Below are 17,063 nucleotides of genomic sequence, written 5' to 3'. Positions count from 1 at the left end.
CTTAGTTTAAAATACGATCGTATTCACTTTTATTTGCCAATAGCTCAGTCGCTTTTTTAATGGCTTCATCATGTGTTAATTGATACTGATATAAGCCTTCACGGTAGAAATAACGCTTTAAAATTTCGTTTTCAAGTTCTACTTGTATTTGTGATTTATAGGTGTCTAACGCGTCTAATTTGCTTTGTTTGATAGAAGCTAATAAGTCGTTGTATTCTTTAGAAACATTGTTACCAAATTCTGAAGCTTCTTTGGTACTCATAATTTTTTTCAATTCTTTTTCCGTATTTGTTTCATAGAAACCCAATCCGTCAGCGGCGACATTTTGTTTGAATGCTTTGTAATTAATAGTTTCTGTAGAAAAATCATTAATGGAAGCCAACGAATTTTGATTGTAAAATTTAGTAGCATAATCAAAAATGGAATAATTTCTCATCAAAGATCGTGTAAAGTCACTAGTTTTTTGAGAGGCAATTTCAATATCTGGATTGATTCCGCCGCCATCATACACAGTTCTTCCTTTTTTTGTTTTAAACGCATTGTAATCCTCTTCACCTGTTCGTACGGCATTTCCGTTTTCGTCTCTATTCCAGTAATCCAATGCTTGAATACAACGTCCAGAAGGTGTAAAATATCTTGAAATGGTTACTTTTAATTGTGTTCCGTACGTCAATTTTTTAGGTTGTTGTACCAATCCTTTTCCAAAACTACGCGCGCCAATTACGACAGCTCTGTCCAAATCTTGTAAGGCTCCTGAAACAATTTCGCTGGCAGAAGCACTCTTTCCGTTTACCAATACAACCAACGGAATTTCCATATCTACAGGGTTCTTTTTGGTTTTATAGGTTCTGTTGTATTTCTTTACTTTCGATTTTGTAGTGACGATCACTTCGCCCTTAGGCACAAATAAATTCACAATTGCGATAGACTCACGCAACAATCCACCAGGATTTCCACGCAAATCAAGGATAATACGTTCTGCACCATCTTCTTTTAATCGTTCGAGTGCATCTTTCGTTTGAGCGCTTGCTTTTTTGTTGAATTTAGCCAATACAATATATCCAGTTTTGTCATCAATCATCTTATAAAACGGAACCGCATCTACTTCAATTTTAGTTCGTATTAACTCTGTAGTATATTCTTTTCCTTGACGTTTGTAGACGATTTTTACTTTACTATTGGCAGCACCTTTTAACAATTCGCCTGTGTTTTCCTTAAAATTCGCAATCACGATGTCTCCAATTTGTACAATTTCATCACCGGCTTTCAGTCCCGCTTTATCTGCCGGATAGTCTTTGTACGGCTCTACAATAGTGATTTTATTTTTTTGTCTACGGACAGAAGCGCCAATACCTGAATATTCGCCAGCATTTCTAATTTTAGCTGCTTCTACATCTTGCTCGTTGTAAAATTTGGTATACGGATCTAAGTCATTTAGCATTTCTTTGATGGCATCATCCATCAATTCTGCAGGATTTGTTTCATCCACATAGTTCATATTTAATTGCTTAAACATGGTGGTGAATATTTCAATTTGCTTTGCGATTTCAAAAAAATCACTTTTAAAACTTACAGCTCCCAATAAAAAAGTAATTGCCAATACAGGAATTAGTACTCTTTTTTTAAATAATTTCTTCATCTTTTTACTTCATTAATAATTAGCAAGATAGCTTTTGTATCACTCGTTTTCAAGTGTGTTTGTAGCATCAATTTTTTCACTAAATTTTTCCAATAAGCGAATCATTGATTTTTCTATTTCTTCAAAAGTTGGTTCTTGTTTTCCAATATACAAAAACATAAAAGCATAGGATGTTGATATTCTGTTAAAAACCTCATTTTTGTGCAAACGATAGGCTTCTCGCATCAATCTTTTAATGCGATTGCGCGTTACTGCTTTTTTAAAACGTCTTTTCGTTACAGAAACGCCGGCTTGAATTGGGACATCTTTTGGCAAAGTGGCCGCAATATAAATCAGTCTCAAAGGAAATTTAGACACGGAATTTCCTTCACTAAACAGAAGTTCTATGCATTTTTTGCTTTTTAATTTTTCTTCTTTTGGAAAACGATACTTCATGAAAACGTATTGAATCGCGGTAAAAATAGAAAATAAGATTGTATTTACTATCTTTATTCAACACAGACCACAAATGAGTAAAGTAAAATTAGAGCGATATTTTAAACTATTTACCAATAAAGAAGCCGAAATCTTTTTTGATAATGCGTTGGAAAGGCAACAGGTAGATTTTGTAAAAAGGGAAATTCCCGATTCAAAATTTACAGAATATTTTTTTCACGAAAAAGATTTGCCTTTTGTAGAACACGTGAATGAATGTTTGAAAGAGAAAGAATCTGAAGAGACACTCAATGCCATTGAAAAGTTAAAAAGAAAACCCTTTATTTTTGAATTTTTAATGTTGGTGTTAATCATTGTAATTATTCTATTCATCGTTTCCATATAAAACATACAGCTTTACTTTTTATAAAACCTTCTTCTTTTTACGTTGGAATGATATGTTTTTATTGAAGATGATTCTTCGTTTACAATTGTTAAGTTGGGTTTTAATTGTATATCTGTTTCACTCTCACAAGCGTTTACTAAATGAATATACCAAAGTAATAACAACGTTACAATCAGTAATATTCGATCTGTAGATAATTGTATTTTTTTCATGTGGATACAAGTTAATAAGAGCCTTTGTATGGAAGACAAAGGCTCTTGAAGTGTTTCTATTTTTTTTGAATTTCTTGATCTTGATCTTTATGATTTACAAGTGCATCAATAGTTTCTTCTAAAGTATCAATAGACTTTTTTTTAATTAATCTGACCAAAGCTTTAAACGGATTGATTCCGTAGATGCTATTAAAATTCTCTAGGATGGATTTAATTTCAGCAATTGCAATAAATCCAGCAATAATGCGCATAAACGGAATTTCATTTACAATATATTTTTCCAATAAAAAGGCAGACATAACAACCAAATTATAGATAAAAAACTTGGAAATTGTATTTCCAATGCGTTCCTTCTTAATAGGAATATTTTTCTTAATAGCTGCGTATGTTTCGATAATAAAATTGACACTGATTAAAAAACCAACGGTTAACATTACAGAAACAATAGGCGCCAATAAGGCAAATAACCAAAAGAAATATGGTTTAATCTTCTCCATATTTTGATAGTTTTCTATAATCTAAAACTCTGTTTTTAGGATAGGCTTTAATAGAAACTTTATTATTTTGGTTGCCTCCTAAAATGTATACATATCGCTTGGTTTGTTTTACAAAAAAACCGACATGTCCTTTCCAACTACTAGGAGATTCGCGCCACAAAACGACTACGTCTCCTTGTTTGGGTGCTGCTGTAGATTCACCTACATTCAACCAACTCCTAGCATTTAATTTTCCACTGTATGAATACTTTTCGGTTTTAGAAACCCAATTTACAAATGCACTGCACCAAGCAGTTTCATCGTGTAACTTATTAGTGTCGAATCCTAAAACTTCAAAATATTGTATAATTTGGGGATTATCAGCTTTACCATCAACTTCGGTGACTCCATATTGTGATAACGCTTTTTGAATCAAGCTCATAGTTTTAACTTTTTTTTATTGTCTGACAAATAGCTTGCTTGTATCGCTTAAAAAAGAGCAAAAAATTGCCTTTTGCGACTGAAATTGTCAGTGCAGGTTTATATATTCATGAAAATGTTGGAATTTAATTTGAGAGTAAAAACTTAGATATGATGCAACGTCTTTTTTATATATGTTCTTAACCAGAATAAGGTTTTGCATGCTATTAAGATTCTTCTCAACAGTGTATTATAATATACGAATCGTACAAAATGATGTACTATTCATTAGAAAAGCGAGTACAAATATAAAACATATTACAATATAAAACAAACATATTACACTAATAATATATATTTTTCTGTTTTTTGTTTGAATGTGTGCTTTTTACAATATGCTATAAAAAATCCCTTCACGAAGAAGGGATTTTTTGAATACGTATTGCAACTATGAAGAATGATAATTAACCCTAAGAACTTTTTTTCATAGTACAATAACAATATTCACTGCAGGATGCGTTTATGCTGTTGAGAAGAAAAACTCCTCTGGCAAGAAAGGAGTTTTCCAGACATACATCTTTTAATGCATATTGAGTGACTAGCTGAATTATTGCTTTAAAATGTTGTATATCGTCTTTTCTGAAATGAACAGTTTGTCAACCAATTCGTTGATAATCACTTTCATTTGTTTTGCAGAATTGTCTTCTACGTAGTTGTGAATGAATTTTTTTCTTCTGTCTAATAGTTCTTTACTTCTTTTCATGGTATTCTATTATATGGTGTTCTATCTATTCTACTTTTTTTAAATCGTATGCGAATTTTAACATTCAAATACGTAACCGTCAGTCTATATTGTATCGCTTTTTATGTATTTATGAAGAATAAAACCGACAATTATCCTCACAAATGTTTGATTTTCAATAAAAATTCGTATATTAGCAACAAATTACAGTACAAATATAAACAAATTACAGATTATTTAAAACATAAAGCAGAAATATTTTGTAAAATGTTTAAATTATGGAGCGTTATATGGAAGGAATACATGAAAAAATAAAGCAGATCATTGATCATTTTCGACTGAATAATAATTCTTTTTCCAAGCGAATAGGTGTCACTAGCACAACGATAGACAGTATTACGAATGGTAGGCCACAATCCGACGGATCAAGAAAAAGAACCAAACCAGGCTACGATTTGCTAACGAGTATCATCAATGAGTTTGATATCAATCCAGATTATTTATTTGGTAAAAGTTCACAAATGTTTAAATCGAGCAAACCCGAACTTCAAACATATGCTGGAATTCCACAAGTAGTAGCTGTAAATCAAGAAGGAGAAGAAAATGTTGTGTATGTGCCCATAAAAGCACGCGCAGGATATTTAGATGGTTACGGCGATGCCGATTATATTGAAACCTTGCCTTCGTTTAGCATGCCGCACCTAACTAATGGAACGTATCGCTGCTTTGAAGTGCAAGGAAACTCTATGGTTCGAACGTTTTTTGATGGCGATTTGGTATTTGGAAAATACGTAGAAGATTTGCAAGATATAAAAGATGGTCGCGTATATGTGATAGTAAGTCGTAATGACGGAATTGTGCTGAAACGCGTTATCAACAGAATAGAAGAACGCGGAAAGCTTATTTTAAAGTCTGACAATAAAGATGGAAATTATCCAACATACACCATCAATGCAGAAGAAATCATGGAAGTTTGGTATGTAACGATGTTTGCGTCCAAACAAATGCCAGAACCCGTAGATGTATATGACAGATTGCACGATTTAGAAAGCAAAATTGTACTGCTCGAAAACGCACTCCGACAGAAAAATTAAAAAAATATACTCCAATAAAAAGAGGCTGTCTTAAAAGTTTTAAAAGCCGTCATTCTGGACGTGATCCAGAATCTCATTGAGCTGATTTTTAGCTGTTATGATAAACCGAATCAAGTTCGGTTTGACGAAATCGTGACCTTTAAGTCAGCCTCTTTTTTATGAAAAGTTGCGGCTACTTTCTACTGTTGCGCAACATTATTGTCCCTGTTGATATCTGCCATCAATTGTGATGGATCAATTTCAACACTTTGTACTGTTTTACTAGTTTCTAAAGTATAGGTTGGATATGCCCAAGCCCAATCTGCTTTTTGAGTCGCTGAAGTTGGTTTTTCACCGCGCATCATGCGCAATGGAATGTAAAATTCTTCACTAGAACCATCCGCATACGTTACCGTAATATCTATCGGCATTGGCATCAATCCAATACGTTCTAAAACAACCTTGTTTCCACTGATTTCTTTTACGCCATAATCAATCGTATTGGTGGTTTTAGCCCAATCTGTCAAATACCAATCTAAATGAATTCCTGAAACTTTTTCAGCCGTTCTTTTAATATCGTTTGGTGTAGGATGCTTGAATTTGAAATCATCAAAGTATTTATTCAACGTTTTTTCAACATTTTTCTTTCCAATTACATATTCCAATTGTGCTAAGAAAATAGCGCCTTTGCTATATGCAGAAGCGCCATACGCTCCGTTGTATTCGTAACGATCAGCATGTGTCGTCAACGGTTGTTGCTTTCCTGATTTTACCAAACGAAAATACGAACTGTACGAACCTTTGTACGGATTCTCTTGATTTCGGTCCATAATATGATTCATGCAACGGTTAGAAATATAGGTTGTAAATCCTTCATCCATCCATTCGTGCTTCGATTCGTTGGTTGCCAATAAGAATTGAAACCATGTGTGTGCCAACTCGTGCGCCGTTACACCTATAAGACTGTTAAGACTTCTTTTTCCTGTAATTAGCGTACACATTGCATATTCCATTCCACCATCGCCTCCTTGAATTACAGAATATTGTTTGTACGGATATTGTCCTACATATCTATTAAAATACACCAACATTTCTGCTGTTTTTACCTGTAATTCTTTCCAGTTGTCTTTAATTGCAGGATCATTTTTGTACAAAAAGTGAAGTTTTACGCCATTGGCACCTTCATACGTGTCATGTACATACTCAGGATCAGCAGCCCAGGTAAAATCGTGCACATTTGGTGCTTTAAAATGCCAAGTCAGTTTGTCTCCAGCAGGTCTTTCTACAGTTCCTGTTTCATAGCCGTAGCCGATTTCATTTGGATTTTGCAAGTAGCCAGTTCCACCTAAAATATAGGTTTTATCTATGGTAATTTTTACATCAAAATCGCCCCAAACACCATGAAATTCTCTCCCAATATATGGAGGTGTATGCCAACCTTCAAAGTCATATTCTGCCATTTTTGGATACCATTGCGTCATAGACAATGCTACACCTTCACTACTGTTTCTACCAGAACGACGAATTTGTACAGGAACTTGTCCTTTAAAATTCATATTAAAAGTGGTAGAAGCGCCTGGTTGAATAGGTTTTGCCAAGGTGACTTCTAAAATAGTACCTTCTGTAGTATACGAAAGGCTTTTTCCATCTTGTGTTAATGAATTTACACGTAAAAAGCCAATCTCTGAATCTGAAAGCTTGCTAATACGATCGCCTACTCTTCTATCAGGATCGGCAATAGTTCTGGAACGTACGTCCATTTCACTTCCTGGCTGAAACGCATTAAAGTATAAATGATAATACACTTTATCCAACACATCAGGTGAGTTATTCGTGTAGACTAATTTTTGTGTTCCAGTGTATTGATAGGTATCCACATTCATGTCAATTTCCATTTCGTAGTTGACTTTTTGTTGCCAATATGTAGCGGATACTGAGGTACTTTTGCTTCCGCCAATAGCTGCTTGTTGTGGCCTGCAAGCAATAAACGCTAAGACGAGAAGGATGTTTAGTTTATTGAAAATTTTCATCTATTTTGGTTTAGATTTTTTTTGTGAACGATTACAACTGAACTTTTCCTCTACTTACTTTATCTGCTAAAATAAGTGCGTTGTATGCGTTTGCTATTTTTCCTGACTTAGATCCTTGAGAAAATGGCATTGCGTTTTTCTTTTGATCTACAACCACATCTCTATTGATAGGTAATCCAGATTGCATGATGATTTTCTTTACTTGTGCAGCCGTCAATTTCGGATATTGAGACATGATCAATGCAGCAATTCCAGAAACACCTGGAGCTGCCATAGAAGTTCCTCCGATAGACTTGTATTCATTCTCTGGAAATGTTGAATAAATGCTTGATCCTGGTGCAAAAACATCTACATTGTTTTGTCCGTAATTAGAAAAACCAGATACCATTTGCGAACCATATTTGTTTTGAAGTGATCCAACGGTTAAAAACGTATCTGAAATTTCAGTTCCTGTAGGTGTTTGATCGTTTGGAAATACCGATTTGATATCTAAATTTTCATTTTCGTTTCCAGCAGCTTTTACAATCAATACATTGTTTTTTCCCGCGTAAGCGATGGCATCACGAACCCATTCGTTGTTTTGAGAAAAGTATTTACCAAAACTACAATTGATGATTTGTGCGCCATTATCAACCGCATATCGAATTCCTAAAGCAACATCTTTGTCATACTCATCACCATTTGGTACCATACGTACTGCCATAATTTCAACATTATTTGCGACACCATTCATTCCGATTCCGTTATTACGTTCGGCAGCAATAATTCCTGCAACATGTGTTCCGTGCGATTCTGTTTTTACAGAATGCTTAACGTTTGCGTTACCATAATCAGTATCCGTAATGTCATACGGATCGTCTCCGACAACGGAGCGTCCGTCAAAATCTACATTCAAATTGTAATTTAAACGCTCGGTAAACGAAACGATATTGTCATCAATTTCTTTTTCTACTTCATCTAAGCTTTCAAAACGTCCATTACCCATAATACGTTTTGCGATGAAAATGTGTTGTGACATGGTTTCATCTGGCGATTCAATCTTATTGATGTCGTCCATCGTATACGCATCTTTCTTAAAATAAGCTTTAAAAGCTGCATTTGCATCTTTGACGCGCGTATTAATTTGTTCCAATTGTATTTTTCCTTGCGAATATTCATTATAATCATCTTCAATTCCAGTTTTTGCTTCTTCTAAATTGGGATGACTTTTTCCTCTTTTTACGATCCGTGTTTTTTCTAAATTTTCATTGTATGAATCGCCTAAAAAGTTCCAACCGTGAATATCATCTATATATCCGTTTTTGTCATCGTCTTTTCCATTGTTAGGCTTTTCTTTCGGATTGGTCCAAATTACGTCATTTAAATCTTCATGATCAATATCAATTCCAGAGTCCAACACAGCCACAAGTACTTTTTTCCCTTTTCTTCCTTTAAGAATTTCTGCATACGCTTTGTCGATACTCATTCCAGGAATGGTATCCGTTACCAAGTCTTTATGACTCCAAGATTTGAGTTCTTCTTTCGTCAATGTACGCTCTTTTAAAGGCGTTGCATCAATGTTTGCAATAGGAGTTGATAATATAGGCGCTGTCGTACTACAGGATGCTAAGATTAGCAAAGACGCAGCAAAAATTGAGGTTTTTAGTATTTTCATTATTCTAAGTTATTTAATATAAATGTGGGTTTAAAGTATTTCGTTACATGTAAAAACTTCGTGGAGTCGTACACCTTTTTCTGTGTGTTTTACGGTGATGATTTCGTTGTGTGCATCATGTTCTAGAAAGAGGTAAAAATTGTTGTCTGCCGCCAGATTAAGAAATTTTTCTTTTTCATCTAAGGTAAGCAAAGGTCTGGTGTCGTAGCCCATGACAAATGGAATTGGTAAATGTCCAGCGGTTGCCAACAAATCTGCCATAAAACAAATGGTTTTTCCGTTGTATTGAATCATGGGAATCATTTGTTTGTCGGTGTGTCCATTCGCAAAAAAGACATCAAAACCTAATGCTGAATTTTCCAAAATATCCACCTTTGGTTGTGCAATAAAGTTGAGGTGACCGCTTTCTTCCATTGGAATGATATTTTCCTTTAAAAACGATGCTTTTTCGCGTCTATTGGGTTCTGTTGCCCATTTCCAATGATTTTCATTGCTCCAAAAACGTGCATTTTTAAACGCAGGTTCATACCCAGTACGATCTTTATTCCATTGAATGCTTCCGCCACAATGATCAAAGTGCAGATGTGTCATAAATACATCCGTAATATCGTCTTTATGAAAACCGTATTTTTTTAGTGATTTTTCTATCGAGTCATCGCCCCAAAGGTAATAGTAGCCGTAAAATTTATCGCTTTGCTTGTTGCCCATGCCAGTATCCACCAAAATGAGTCGATTGCCATCTTCAATTAATAAACAGCGCGCCGCTATATCAATCATATTATGAGCATCTGCAGGATTGGTGCGTTGCCATAAGGATTTTGGTACCACGCCAAACATGGCTCCACCATCTAATTTAAAGTTTCCAGCTTCAATGGGATACAGCTTCATATCTGTTTCAAGTTTTATCTCGCAAATTAACAAAACCGCAGGAAAAAAAGGTAATTGTTAAGTTTTTATTAAGAAAACTGGGTGTCTTTTGAAGATGATTTAGCATCAGTTCAATATAAATTATTCAATTCATCTGTAGAAACACTTTAGTAATAAACCGTTTTTTTATCAATACAGATTAAAAATTAATGTCGCATTAAAGTGAAGTGCAAGTATGGCAGATTCTAGGATATTTGCTTTTAGATTTGGAAAAATACAACTCCAATTCTAACAATATCAAAAGGCTTTAGCTACAATAATGATAATTTTTGAAAAAATATATCAACGTACGTTTGATGCCATAAAATTCTTATATATTTAATGCGATTTCGAAATAAGGAATCATGAATACTAAACTGAAAACAGCTCAAAAACCGTATATCATCTATTTTTTTACCTTTAAGACAAGAAACATCTTATGGAAATGAACAAGGAGCTAGAGTTAGCATTTAATTTTATAGAAAAAACAAATCGGAATTTATTTCTTACAGGAAAAGCAGGTACTGGTAAAACTACTTTTTTACATAAAGTAAAAGCGACCTCTTTAAAACGATTGGTTGTCGTAGCACCTACAGGTGTTGCCGCCATCAATGCAAAAGGTGTCACGATTCATTCCTTTTTTCAATTGCCTTTTGAACCTTTCATTCCTGGAAATACTGGAAGAAACCCCAAAATTCAACGCAAGTTTAGTAAAACCAAAATTGATATTATACGATCGTTAGATCTTGTGATTATTGATGAAATTAGTATGGTGCGCGCCGATGTGTTGGATGGAATTAATGAAGTATTGTGTCGGTATAAAAATAACACAAAACCGTTTGGTGGCGTACAATTATTATTGATTGGTGATTTGCAACAACTCTCGCCAGTGGTACGGCCAAACGAATGGGAATTGCTTAAAAACTATTACAAAACAGCTTATTTTTTTAGCAGCATAGCGTATCAAAAAGCAGCTATTTTAGCGATTGAATTAAAATATATTTACCGACAGCAAAACCAAGCATTTATTGCGATTTTGAACGAAATTCGGACCAATACATTGTCTTCCGCTTCCGCAGAAATACTAAACAAACAATACCAGCCAGATTTTACGCCTGCAAAAGAAGATAGTTACATTACATTGACCACACATAACAATCGTGCAGATGCTATCAATCAAAAAGAATTAGACAATTTAGAAACACAAGAACGCACTTATATTGCAGAGATTTCAGGGAATTTTAGCGAAAAAACCTATCCAAATAGTGAAAACTTAATGTTGAAAGAAGGTGCGCAAGTCATGTTTATTAAAAATGATAGTTCTCTGGAAAAGCGTTATTACAACGGTAAAATTGGCACCGTAATTTATTTAGATGAAGATACTGTCACTGTAAAATGTTCCGAAGATGATATTATTGAAGCAACATACGAAACTTGGGAAAACATAAAATATACGCTCAACAAGGAAACCAAAGAAATTTCAAATACTATTGAGGGAACATATACGCAAATTCCGTTGCGATTGGCGTGGGCAATTACCATTCATAAAAGTCAAGGATTAACCTTTGATAAAGCGATTATTGATGCGGAAGCTTCTTTTGCGCACGGACAAACCTATGTAGCGTTGAGTCGGTGTAAAACCTTGGAAGGAATTGTATTAAAAACTCCGATAAAAGCGGCGAGTATTATTAGTGATGCTACGGTAGATACGTTTACAGCACAACTAGAAGAAAACGAACCTACGGAAGCCGATTTGAAAGCGTCTAAAAAAGCGTTTCAACTCAATTTAATGAGCGAAGTATTTGATTATCATCCGTTTTTATATCCTGTAAAACGATTGATAGATATTTATTATAAAAATAAAAATACACTCAGCGGACACATTTTGCAACCACTAGAAACCATTAAAGACAAAGGAATTGTGCCTTTTCTCAAGATTAATACCACCTTCAAAAGTCAATTGGAATCCTTGTCAGCAACTGTAGAAAACCCTGAAGAAGATGCTACGATTCAAGCGCGTTTTAAGAAAGCGATTGCCTATTTTAAAGAGAAAACGAAGGAAAATATCACAACGGTGTTAAGTACGCTTACATTTGCCACAGACAACCAAGCCGTATCCAAAGATTTTGAAAAACAATTGAAGGACTTAGAAGATAAATTAGCTGTAAAAACTAAAATTTTAGAGGCATTATCAGGTCATTTTTCCACAGAAAACTACTTAAAAGTACGCGCAAACTCTATTTTAGAAGTTTCAGAAGTGAAAGTCGTAAAACGCGCCATAGCCACTTCTACAACGCATGAAGAATTGTTTGAAGATTTACGATTGTTTAGATTGAGCGTTTCCAATTCTGAAAACATTCCGCCGTTTCAAGTATTTACACAAAACTCCTTATTTGAAATGTGCGAAATGTTGCCAGCCACACCAAAACAACTCCGAAAAATACATGGCATGGGCAAAGTGCGTGTTGAAAAGTATGGTGAAGAAATCTTAGAAATCATCAAAGAATATTCGGCAAAACACAATTTGTCACCAAAACAAGAAGAAGTAGTGATTGAAGTTGCCAAGAAAAATACCAAAGAAATTTCGTTAGACTTTTTTAAAGAAGGTTTATCTGTAGAAGAAATTGCCGAAAAAAGAGGGTTGGCGGCTTCCACTATTTTGGGACATTTGGGGCATTTTGTTGTGGAAGGCGTGTTGGACATTACCGAAATTCTACCCGAAGCAAAAATAACCAAAGGATTAGAAATCATTAAAAACAATACGTTTGAAAGCTTAAACGAACTCAAAGAAATTGCAGGCACGGATTTTTCATATAATGAACTTCGCATCTTGGTCAATTACAGTAAGGAACAATAATTTATAGATTTGCTATTGTACTGTTTATGAAATTAGGAAACCAAGTTTATTTACAAGCTACAAGAACTCATACCAATTCCATACATCGCAGATGATAGTAGCATTGGTATAAAACACAACAAAGAACAGGTTTTACTAGTACACAAAACACAGAATATCAATTTAAAAAAATAAAATAATCGCAAAGATTTTTGTGATACGAGTTTTATTGGGTGTACTTTACCATTATAATTGTTAAATTTACGTTTCAAAAAAATTGCGTACATGCTCGAATTAGCTGGGATTATTATTTTAGGAATATTGGCACAGTGGTTTGCGTGGAAATTTAAAATTCCAGCGATTCTACCATTAATATTAATTGGGCTGCTTGTTGGCCCCATTGCTGCAGAATATTTATCGGAAGATGGTACCAAATGGATTGAACCTATTTGGGATAACGACAAACAAAAAGGACTGTTTCCCGGAGAAAGTCTCTTTAACTTTGTGTCGCTTGCCATTAGTATCATTCTGTTTGAAGGCGGACTGACTTTGAAACGATCTGAAATAAAAAATGTAGGTCCTGTCATTACAAAATTGATCACGCTAGGTTCCGCAGTCACCTTTTTTGGTGCTGGAATTGCCGCACATTTTGTATTTGAGTTGAGCTGGGATTTATCGTTTCTATTTTCTGGATTGATCATTGTTACTGGACCAACGGTAATTACGCCGATTCTTCGAAACATTCCACTAAAAAAAGACCTTTCTGCGGTATTAAAGTGGGAAGGAATTTTAATTGATCCTATTGGTGCATTGGTTGCCGTTTTAATGTTTGAATTTATCAGTGTCGGTGGCGATAGTGGATTTACCAAAACTGCCCTAATTGAATTTGGAAAAATCATCCTTTTTGGAACTACATTCGGGTTTACGTTTGCACATGCGTTGGCGTTTGCGATCAATAAAAAATTGATTCCACATTACTTATTAAATGTCGTTTCTTTATCAGTTGTTTTATTAGTTTTTGTAGAATCGGAAATCTTTGCACATGAATCTGGTTTATTAGCAGTTGTTGTGATGGGAATGGTGTTAGGAAATGGAAAACTAGAAAACATAAAAGAACTTTTATACTTTAAAGAATCGCTGAGTGTCTTGCTAATTTCCATCCTTTTTATCTTGCTTGCCGCGAATATCAATATAGAAGATTTACTGTTGCTGTACAATTGGAAAACCGCCATCTTATTCGCGTTGGTGGTTTTCGTGATACGACCGATAGGCGTTTTCTTGAGTACGGCACAATCAAAATTAAAAACGAAAGAAAAACTCTTCATTAGTTGGGTTGGACCACGAGGAATTGTAGCAGCTGGTATTGCTTCGTTATTTGGTAGCAAGCTGGCTAAGCAAGGTGTAGAAGGTGCAGAATATATTACACCTTTAGTATTTATGATTGTACTCGGAACCGTGTTACTCAATGCAACAACAGCACGTTTATTTGCAAAATTGTCAGGTGTGTTTTTGACAAAATCAGAAGGAATACTGATTGTGGGTGCTTCCAAAGTATCTCGTTTGTTAGGACATTATCTTAAAACGAACGGACGCCATGTGGTGTTAATTGATAGCAATTTAAGCAATATTGAAAGAGCCAAAGAACTTGGTTTAGAAGCGATCAGTACAGATATTTATTCCAACACATTGACCGACAATATCGAATTGAATGATGTTGGATATTTAATTGCACTTACAGGAAATTCAGGCATTAACAAATATGCTATTGACAAATTTGGTGCTGAGTTTGGTGAAAATGGTTCATTCCGATTGGTTACTAGAGAAGAAATGTTAGACGAAAATAACAATCCGGCAGAAGGACTTTTTTCAAGCACTGATGATTACAACTCTCTCACCGAAGTAACACGCAAATATCCTTCCATACAAGAAATTGAAATCACAGATATTGCACACTATAAAAGTCTTATTGAACAGACACATAACGATAAAGACATTGTGCCGTTATTCATTAAAAAAGATAACGGTGAATTGGACATTATTTCTTCTCAAGAAATAGAGTTTGAAGAAGTTGGTAAAACCTGGAAGCTTGTCTATTTAGGAAAACCTTTTGATGTAGAAACTACGGAAACGATTTAGTTTGCGCTATCTAAAATTTCAAATTTGAAACGTCCTTGCGAGGAATTTATGATGTGTCAATCTTTTTCTTCAAAGAAGAAGTACGTTCTACTATAAACAGAGTATTTCGCTATCGCTCGTAATGTAATGACGAATCATAGTTTTAGCTTGTGTGTTGGTATGAGTTTCAAATTAAACGATCTAAAATTTTAAACTTTAGATGCTACTTAATCATTCAGTTTCAACACTGCCATAAATGCTTGTTGCGGTATTTCTACATTTCCAACTTGGCGCATGCGCTTCTTCCCTTTTTTCTGCTTTTCAAGGAGTTTACGCTTACGCGAGATATCACCACCGTAACATTTTGCCGTTACATCTTTACGAAGTGCTTTGATGGTTTCACGCGAAATAATTTTGGCACCAATTGCAGCTTGAACCGGAATATCAAACTGTTGTCTTGGAATCAATTCTTTCAGCTTCTCACACATCTTTTTACCGATGTTATACGCGTTATCTGCATGAATCAACGCAGAAAGTGCATCAACCGATTGTGCATTCAATAAAATATCGACACGAACCAATTTCGACTTGCGCATTCCTATTGGCGAGTAGTCAAACGACGCATATCCTTTGGAAACCGTTTTCAATCGATCGTAAAAATCAAATACAATTTCAGCTAATGGCATGTCAAACGACAACTCCACACGCTCAGTAGTCAAATACGTTTGATTGGTAATCAATCCGCGTTTTTCAATACACAAGGACATTACATTCCCTACAAAGTCCGATTTTGTGATAATCGTCGCTTTAATATACGGTTCTTCCACACGATCTAAACTTGACGGATCGGGCAAATCGGAAGGATTATTGACAATGATTACTTCTTCAGGATTCTTTCTTGAAAACGCATGATACGATACGTTAGGAACCGTGGTAATCACCGTCATGTTGAATTCGCGTTCCAAACGTTCTTGAATGATTTCCATGTGCAACATTCCTAAGAATCCACAACGGAAACCAAATCCTAATGCGGCTGAACTTTCTGGCGTAAATACCAACGAAGCATCATTCAATTGCAGTTTTTCCATCGAATTACGCAATTCTTCATAATCTTCGGTATCTACAGGATAAATTCCTGCGAAAACCATTGGTTTTACGTCCTCAAAACCTTCAATAGCATTGGTAGTTGGCGTTTTAGCATCTGTAATAGTATCACCGACTTTTACTTCGCGCGCATCTTTAATTCCAGTAATTAAATAGCCAACATCGCCAGTTTTAATCTCTTTTTTTACAACCTGACTCAACTTTAACGTTCCAACTTCATCAGCACCGTATTCGTTTCCAGTGGCTACAAACTTAATAAGTTGTCCTTTCTTTATAGAACCATTCATGACTCTAAAATAGGTTTCTACACCGCGAAATGGATTGTATACAGAGTCAAAAATCAACGCTTGTAATGGCTCGTCAGGGTTTCCTTTTGGTGGAGGAATACGGTCAATAACGGCTGCTAAAATATTATCGACACCAAAACCTGTTTTTCCACTTGCGTGAATGACCTCTTCAGGATCGCAACCTAATAAATCAACAATATCATCGGTTACTTCTTCAGGATTGGCACTTGGTAAATCTACTTTATTCAATACCGGAATAATTTCCAGATCGTTCTCTAAAGCCAAATATAAATTAGAGATAGTTTGTGCTTGAATGCTTTGTGCAGCATCCACAATAAGCAAAGCACCTTCACACGCAGCAATAGATCGTGATACTTCATAGGAGAAATCTACGTGTCCTGGTGTGTCAATCAAATTTAAAATATACTCTTGTCCTTCATACGTATATTCCATTTGAATGGCATGCGATTTAATCGTAATTCCACGCTCACGCTCTAAATCCATACTATCTAATAATTGATCCTGCTTTTCTCGTTCAGTGACAGATCCTGTAAAATCTAACAATCTGTCCGCTAACGTACTCTTTCCATGATCAATATGTGCAATAATGCAAAAGTTTCTAATGTGCTTCATCTAATTCATCGCTAATAATGTGCAAATATAGCTTTTTACAAAGTAAATACCTGCGTTTTACAGACAGATACAAACTTTTTTTAATTAATGATGTAGCTTTTTTTCTACGTTCAAGA

The 17,063-nt window shown here is 34.9% G+C and carries 14 protein-coding genes; 4 read left to right on the top strand and 10 right to left on the bottom strand.

All coding sequences use genetic code 11. From position 1 onward, the window contains the following. Window position 1: 1 nt before the first annotated feature. Both KORDIASMS9_RS05355 and rnpA read right to left on the bottom strand, forming a co-directional pair. On the bottom strand, window positions 2–1,639 hold the full coding sequence (locus KORDIASMS9_RS05355) for a S41 family peptidase (protein WP_114901853.1): 1,638 nt from the start codon (window positions 1,637–1,639) through the stop codon (window positions 2–4). 39 nt (window positions 1,640–1,678) lie between these two features. Next, a complete protein-coding gene (gene rnpA, locus KORDIASMS9_RS05350) occupies window positions 1,679–2,074 on the bottom strand; it encodes a ribonuclease P protein component (RefSeq protein ID WP_114901852.1) in 396 nt (131 codons plus the stop codon). Between the two features lie 73 nt (window positions 2,075–2,147). Here rnpA and KORDIASMS9_RS05345 point away from each other — a divergent pair, with 73 nt between their 5' ends. Further along, window positions 2,148–2,459: a hypothetical protein gene (locus tag KORDIASMS9_RS05345; protein WP_114901851.1), complete on the top strand. Its 312-nt coding sequence runs from the start codon at window positions 2,148–2,150 to the stop codon at window positions 2,457–2,459. Between the two features lie 11 nt (window positions 2,460–2,470). Here KORDIASMS9_RS05345 and KORDIASMS9_RS23100 read toward each other — a convergent pair whose 3' ends face one another. The 4 genes from KORDIASMS9_RS23100 to KORDIASMS9_RS23095 form a co-directional block, all read right to left on the bottom strand. Further along, a complete protein-coding gene (locus tag KORDIASMS9_RS23100; protein WP_162819769.1) occupies window positions 2,471–2,671 on the bottom strand; it encodes a hypothetical protein in 201 nt (66 codons plus the stop codon). Window positions 2,672–2,727: 56 nt separating this feature from the next. Continuing rightward, window positions 2,728–3,168: a phage holin family protein gene (locus KORDIASMS9_RS05340; RefSeq protein WP_114901850.1), complete on the bottom strand. Its 441-nt coding sequence runs from the start codon at window positions 3,166–3,168 to the stop codon at window positions 2,728–2,730. Further along, entirely contained in the window at window positions 3,155–3,589 is a 435-nt protein-coding gene (locus KORDIASMS9_RS05335; RefSeq protein ID WP_114901849.1) for a TIGR02594 family protein, read from the bottom strand. The genes KORDIASMS9_RS05340 and KORDIASMS9_RS05335 overlap by 14 nt, the downstream gene beginning before the upstream one ends. Before the next feature lie 585 nt (window positions 3,590–4,174). Next, the gene (locus KORDIASMS9_RS23095) at window positions 4,175–4,330 is read right to left on the bottom strand and encodes a hypothetical protein (RefSeq protein WP_162819768.1); all 156 of its coding nucleotides are present in this window, start codon (window positions 4,328–4,330) and stop codon (window positions 4,175–4,177) included. A gap of 257 nt (window positions 4,331–4,587) precedes the next feature. Here KORDIASMS9_RS23095 and KORDIASMS9_RS05325 point away from each other — a divergent pair, with 257 nt between their 5' ends. After that, a complete protein-coding gene (locus KORDIASMS9_RS05325; protein WP_240321137.1) occupies window positions 4,588–5,403 on the top strand; it encodes a S24 family peptidase in 816 nt (271 codons plus the stop codon). A 179-nt stretch (window positions 5,404–5,582) separates the two neighbouring features. Here the strand turns inward: KORDIASMS9_RS05325 and KORDIASMS9_RS05320 are convergent, their stop codons facing one another. The 3 genes from KORDIASMS9_RS05320 to KORDIASMS9_RS05310 are packed head-to-tail and all read right to left on the bottom strand — an operon-like array spanning window position 5,583 to window position 9,954. Further along, a complete protein-coding gene (locus KORDIASMS9_RS05320) occupies window positions 5,583–7,412 on the bottom strand; it encodes a M1 family metallopeptidase (RefSeq protein WP_114901846.1) in 1,830 nt (609 codons plus the stop codon). Window positions 7,413–7,443: 31 nt separating this feature from the next. After that, window positions 7,444–9,066: a S8 family peptidase gene (locus tag KORDIASMS9_RS05315; RefSeq protein WP_114901845.1), complete on the bottom strand. Its 1,623-nt coding sequence runs from the start codon at window positions 9,064–9,066 to the stop codon at window positions 7,444–7,446. A 30-nt stretch (window positions 9,067–9,096) separates the two neighbouring features. Further along, window positions 9,097–9,954, bottom strand: a complete 858-nt coding sequence (locus KORDIASMS9_RS05310) for an MBL fold metallo-hydrolase (RefSeq protein WP_114901844.1) — start codon at window positions 9,952–9,954, stop codon at window positions 9,097–9,099. A 463-nt stretch (window positions 9,955–10,417) separates the two neighbouring features. Here KORDIASMS9_RS05310 and KORDIASMS9_RS05305 point away from each other — a divergent pair, with 463 nt between their 5' ends. Continuing rightward, window positions 10,418–12,829 carry an HRDC domain-containing protein gene (locus KORDIASMS9_RS05305; protein ID WP_371412754.1) on the top strand — a complete coding sequence of 804 codons (2,412 nt, stop codon included), beginning with the start codon at window positions 10,418–10,420 and terminating at the stop codon, window positions 12,827–12,829. 264 nt (window positions 12,830–13,093) lie between these two features. Then, window positions 13,094–14,944, top strand: a complete 1,851-nt coding sequence (locus KORDIASMS9_RS05300; RefSeq protein WP_114905154.1) for a sodium:proton antiporter — start codon at window positions 13,094–13,096, stop codon at window positions 14,942–14,944. 206 nt (window positions 14,945–15,150) lie between these two features. Here KORDIASMS9_RS05300 and lepA read toward each other — a convergent pair whose 3' ends face one another. Next, window positions 15,151–16,947, bottom strand: coding sequence for a translation elongation factor 4 (lepA, locus tag KORDIASMS9_RS05295; protein ID WP_114901842.1), 1,797 nt, complete (start codon window positions 16,945–16,947; stop codon window positions 15,151–15,153). Window positions 16,948–17,063 lie beyond the last annotated feature (116 nt).

Origin of the sequence: Kordia sp. SMS9, from assembly GCF_003352465.1 — a bacterium.
Classification (GTDB): Bacteria; Bacteroidota; Bacteroidia; order Flavobacteriales; family Flavobacteriaceae; genus Kordia.
Note: the sequence above shows the minus strand (reverse complement) of the source record. Positions and strands in the feature narration are given on the sequence as shown.

What these genes read in the sequence shown, in the direction of transcription:
- KORDIASMS9_RS05355 (WP_114901853.1), bottom strand. Translation starts at nt 1,639, where the DNA reads ATGAAGAAATTATTTAAAAAAAGAGTACTAATTCCTGTATTGGCAATT.
- rnpA (WP_114901852.1), bottom strand. Translation starts at nt 2,074, where the DNA reads ATGAAGTATCGTTTTCCAAAAGAAGAAAAATTAAAAAGCAAAAAATGC.
- KORDIASMS9_RS05345 (WP_114901851.1), top strand. Translation starts at nt 2,148, where the DNA reads ATGAGTAAAGTAAAATTAGAGCGATATTTTAAACTATTTACCAATAAA.
- KORDIASMS9_RS23100 (WP_162819769.1), bottom strand. Translation starts at nt 2,671, where the DNA reads ATGAAAAAAATACAATTATCTACAGATCGAATATTACTGATTGTAACG.
- KORDIASMS9_RS05340 (WP_114901850.1), bottom strand. Translation starts at nt 3,168, where the DNA reads ATGGAGAAGATTAAACCATATTTCTTTTGGTTATTTGCCTTATTGGCG.
- KORDIASMS9_RS05335 (WP_114901849.1), bottom strand. Translation starts at nt 3,589, where the DNA reads ATGAGCTTGATTCAAAAAGCGTTATCACAATATGGAGTCACCGAAGTT.
- KORDIASMS9_RS23095 (WP_162819768.1), bottom strand. Translation starts at nt 4,330, where the DNA reads ATGAAAAGAAGTAAAGAACTATTAGACAGAAGAAAAAAATTCATTCAC.
- KORDIASMS9_RS05325 (WP_240321137.1), top strand. Translation starts at nt 4,588, where the DNA reads ATGGAGCGTTATATGGAAGGAATACATGAAAAAATAAAGCAGATCATT.
- KORDIASMS9_RS05320 (WP_114901846.1), bottom strand. Translation starts at nt 7,412, where the DNA reads ATGAAAATTTTCAATAAACTAAACATCCTTCTCGTCTTAGCGTTTATT.
- KORDIASMS9_RS05315 (WP_114901845.1), bottom strand. Translation starts at nt 9,066, where the DNA reads ATGAAAATACTAAAAACCTCAATTTTTGCTGCGTCTTTGCTAATCTTA.
- KORDIASMS9_RS05310 (WP_114901844.1), bottom strand. Translation starts at nt 9,954, where the DNA reads ATGAAGCTGTATCCCATTGAAGCTGGAAACTTTAAATTAGATGGTGGA.
- KORDIASMS9_RS05305 (WP_371412754.1), top strand. Translation starts at nt 10,418, where the DNA reads ATGAACAAGGAGCTAGAGTTAGCATTTAATTTTATAGAAAAAACAAAT.
- KORDIASMS9_RS05300 (WP_114905154.1), top strand. Translation starts at nt 13,094, where the DNA reads ATGCTCGAATTAGCTGGGATTATTATTTTAGGAATATTGGCACAGTGG.
- lepA (WP_114901842.1), bottom strand. Translation starts at nt 16,947, where the DNA reads ATGAAGCACATTAGAAACTTTTGCATTATTGCACATATTGATCATGGA.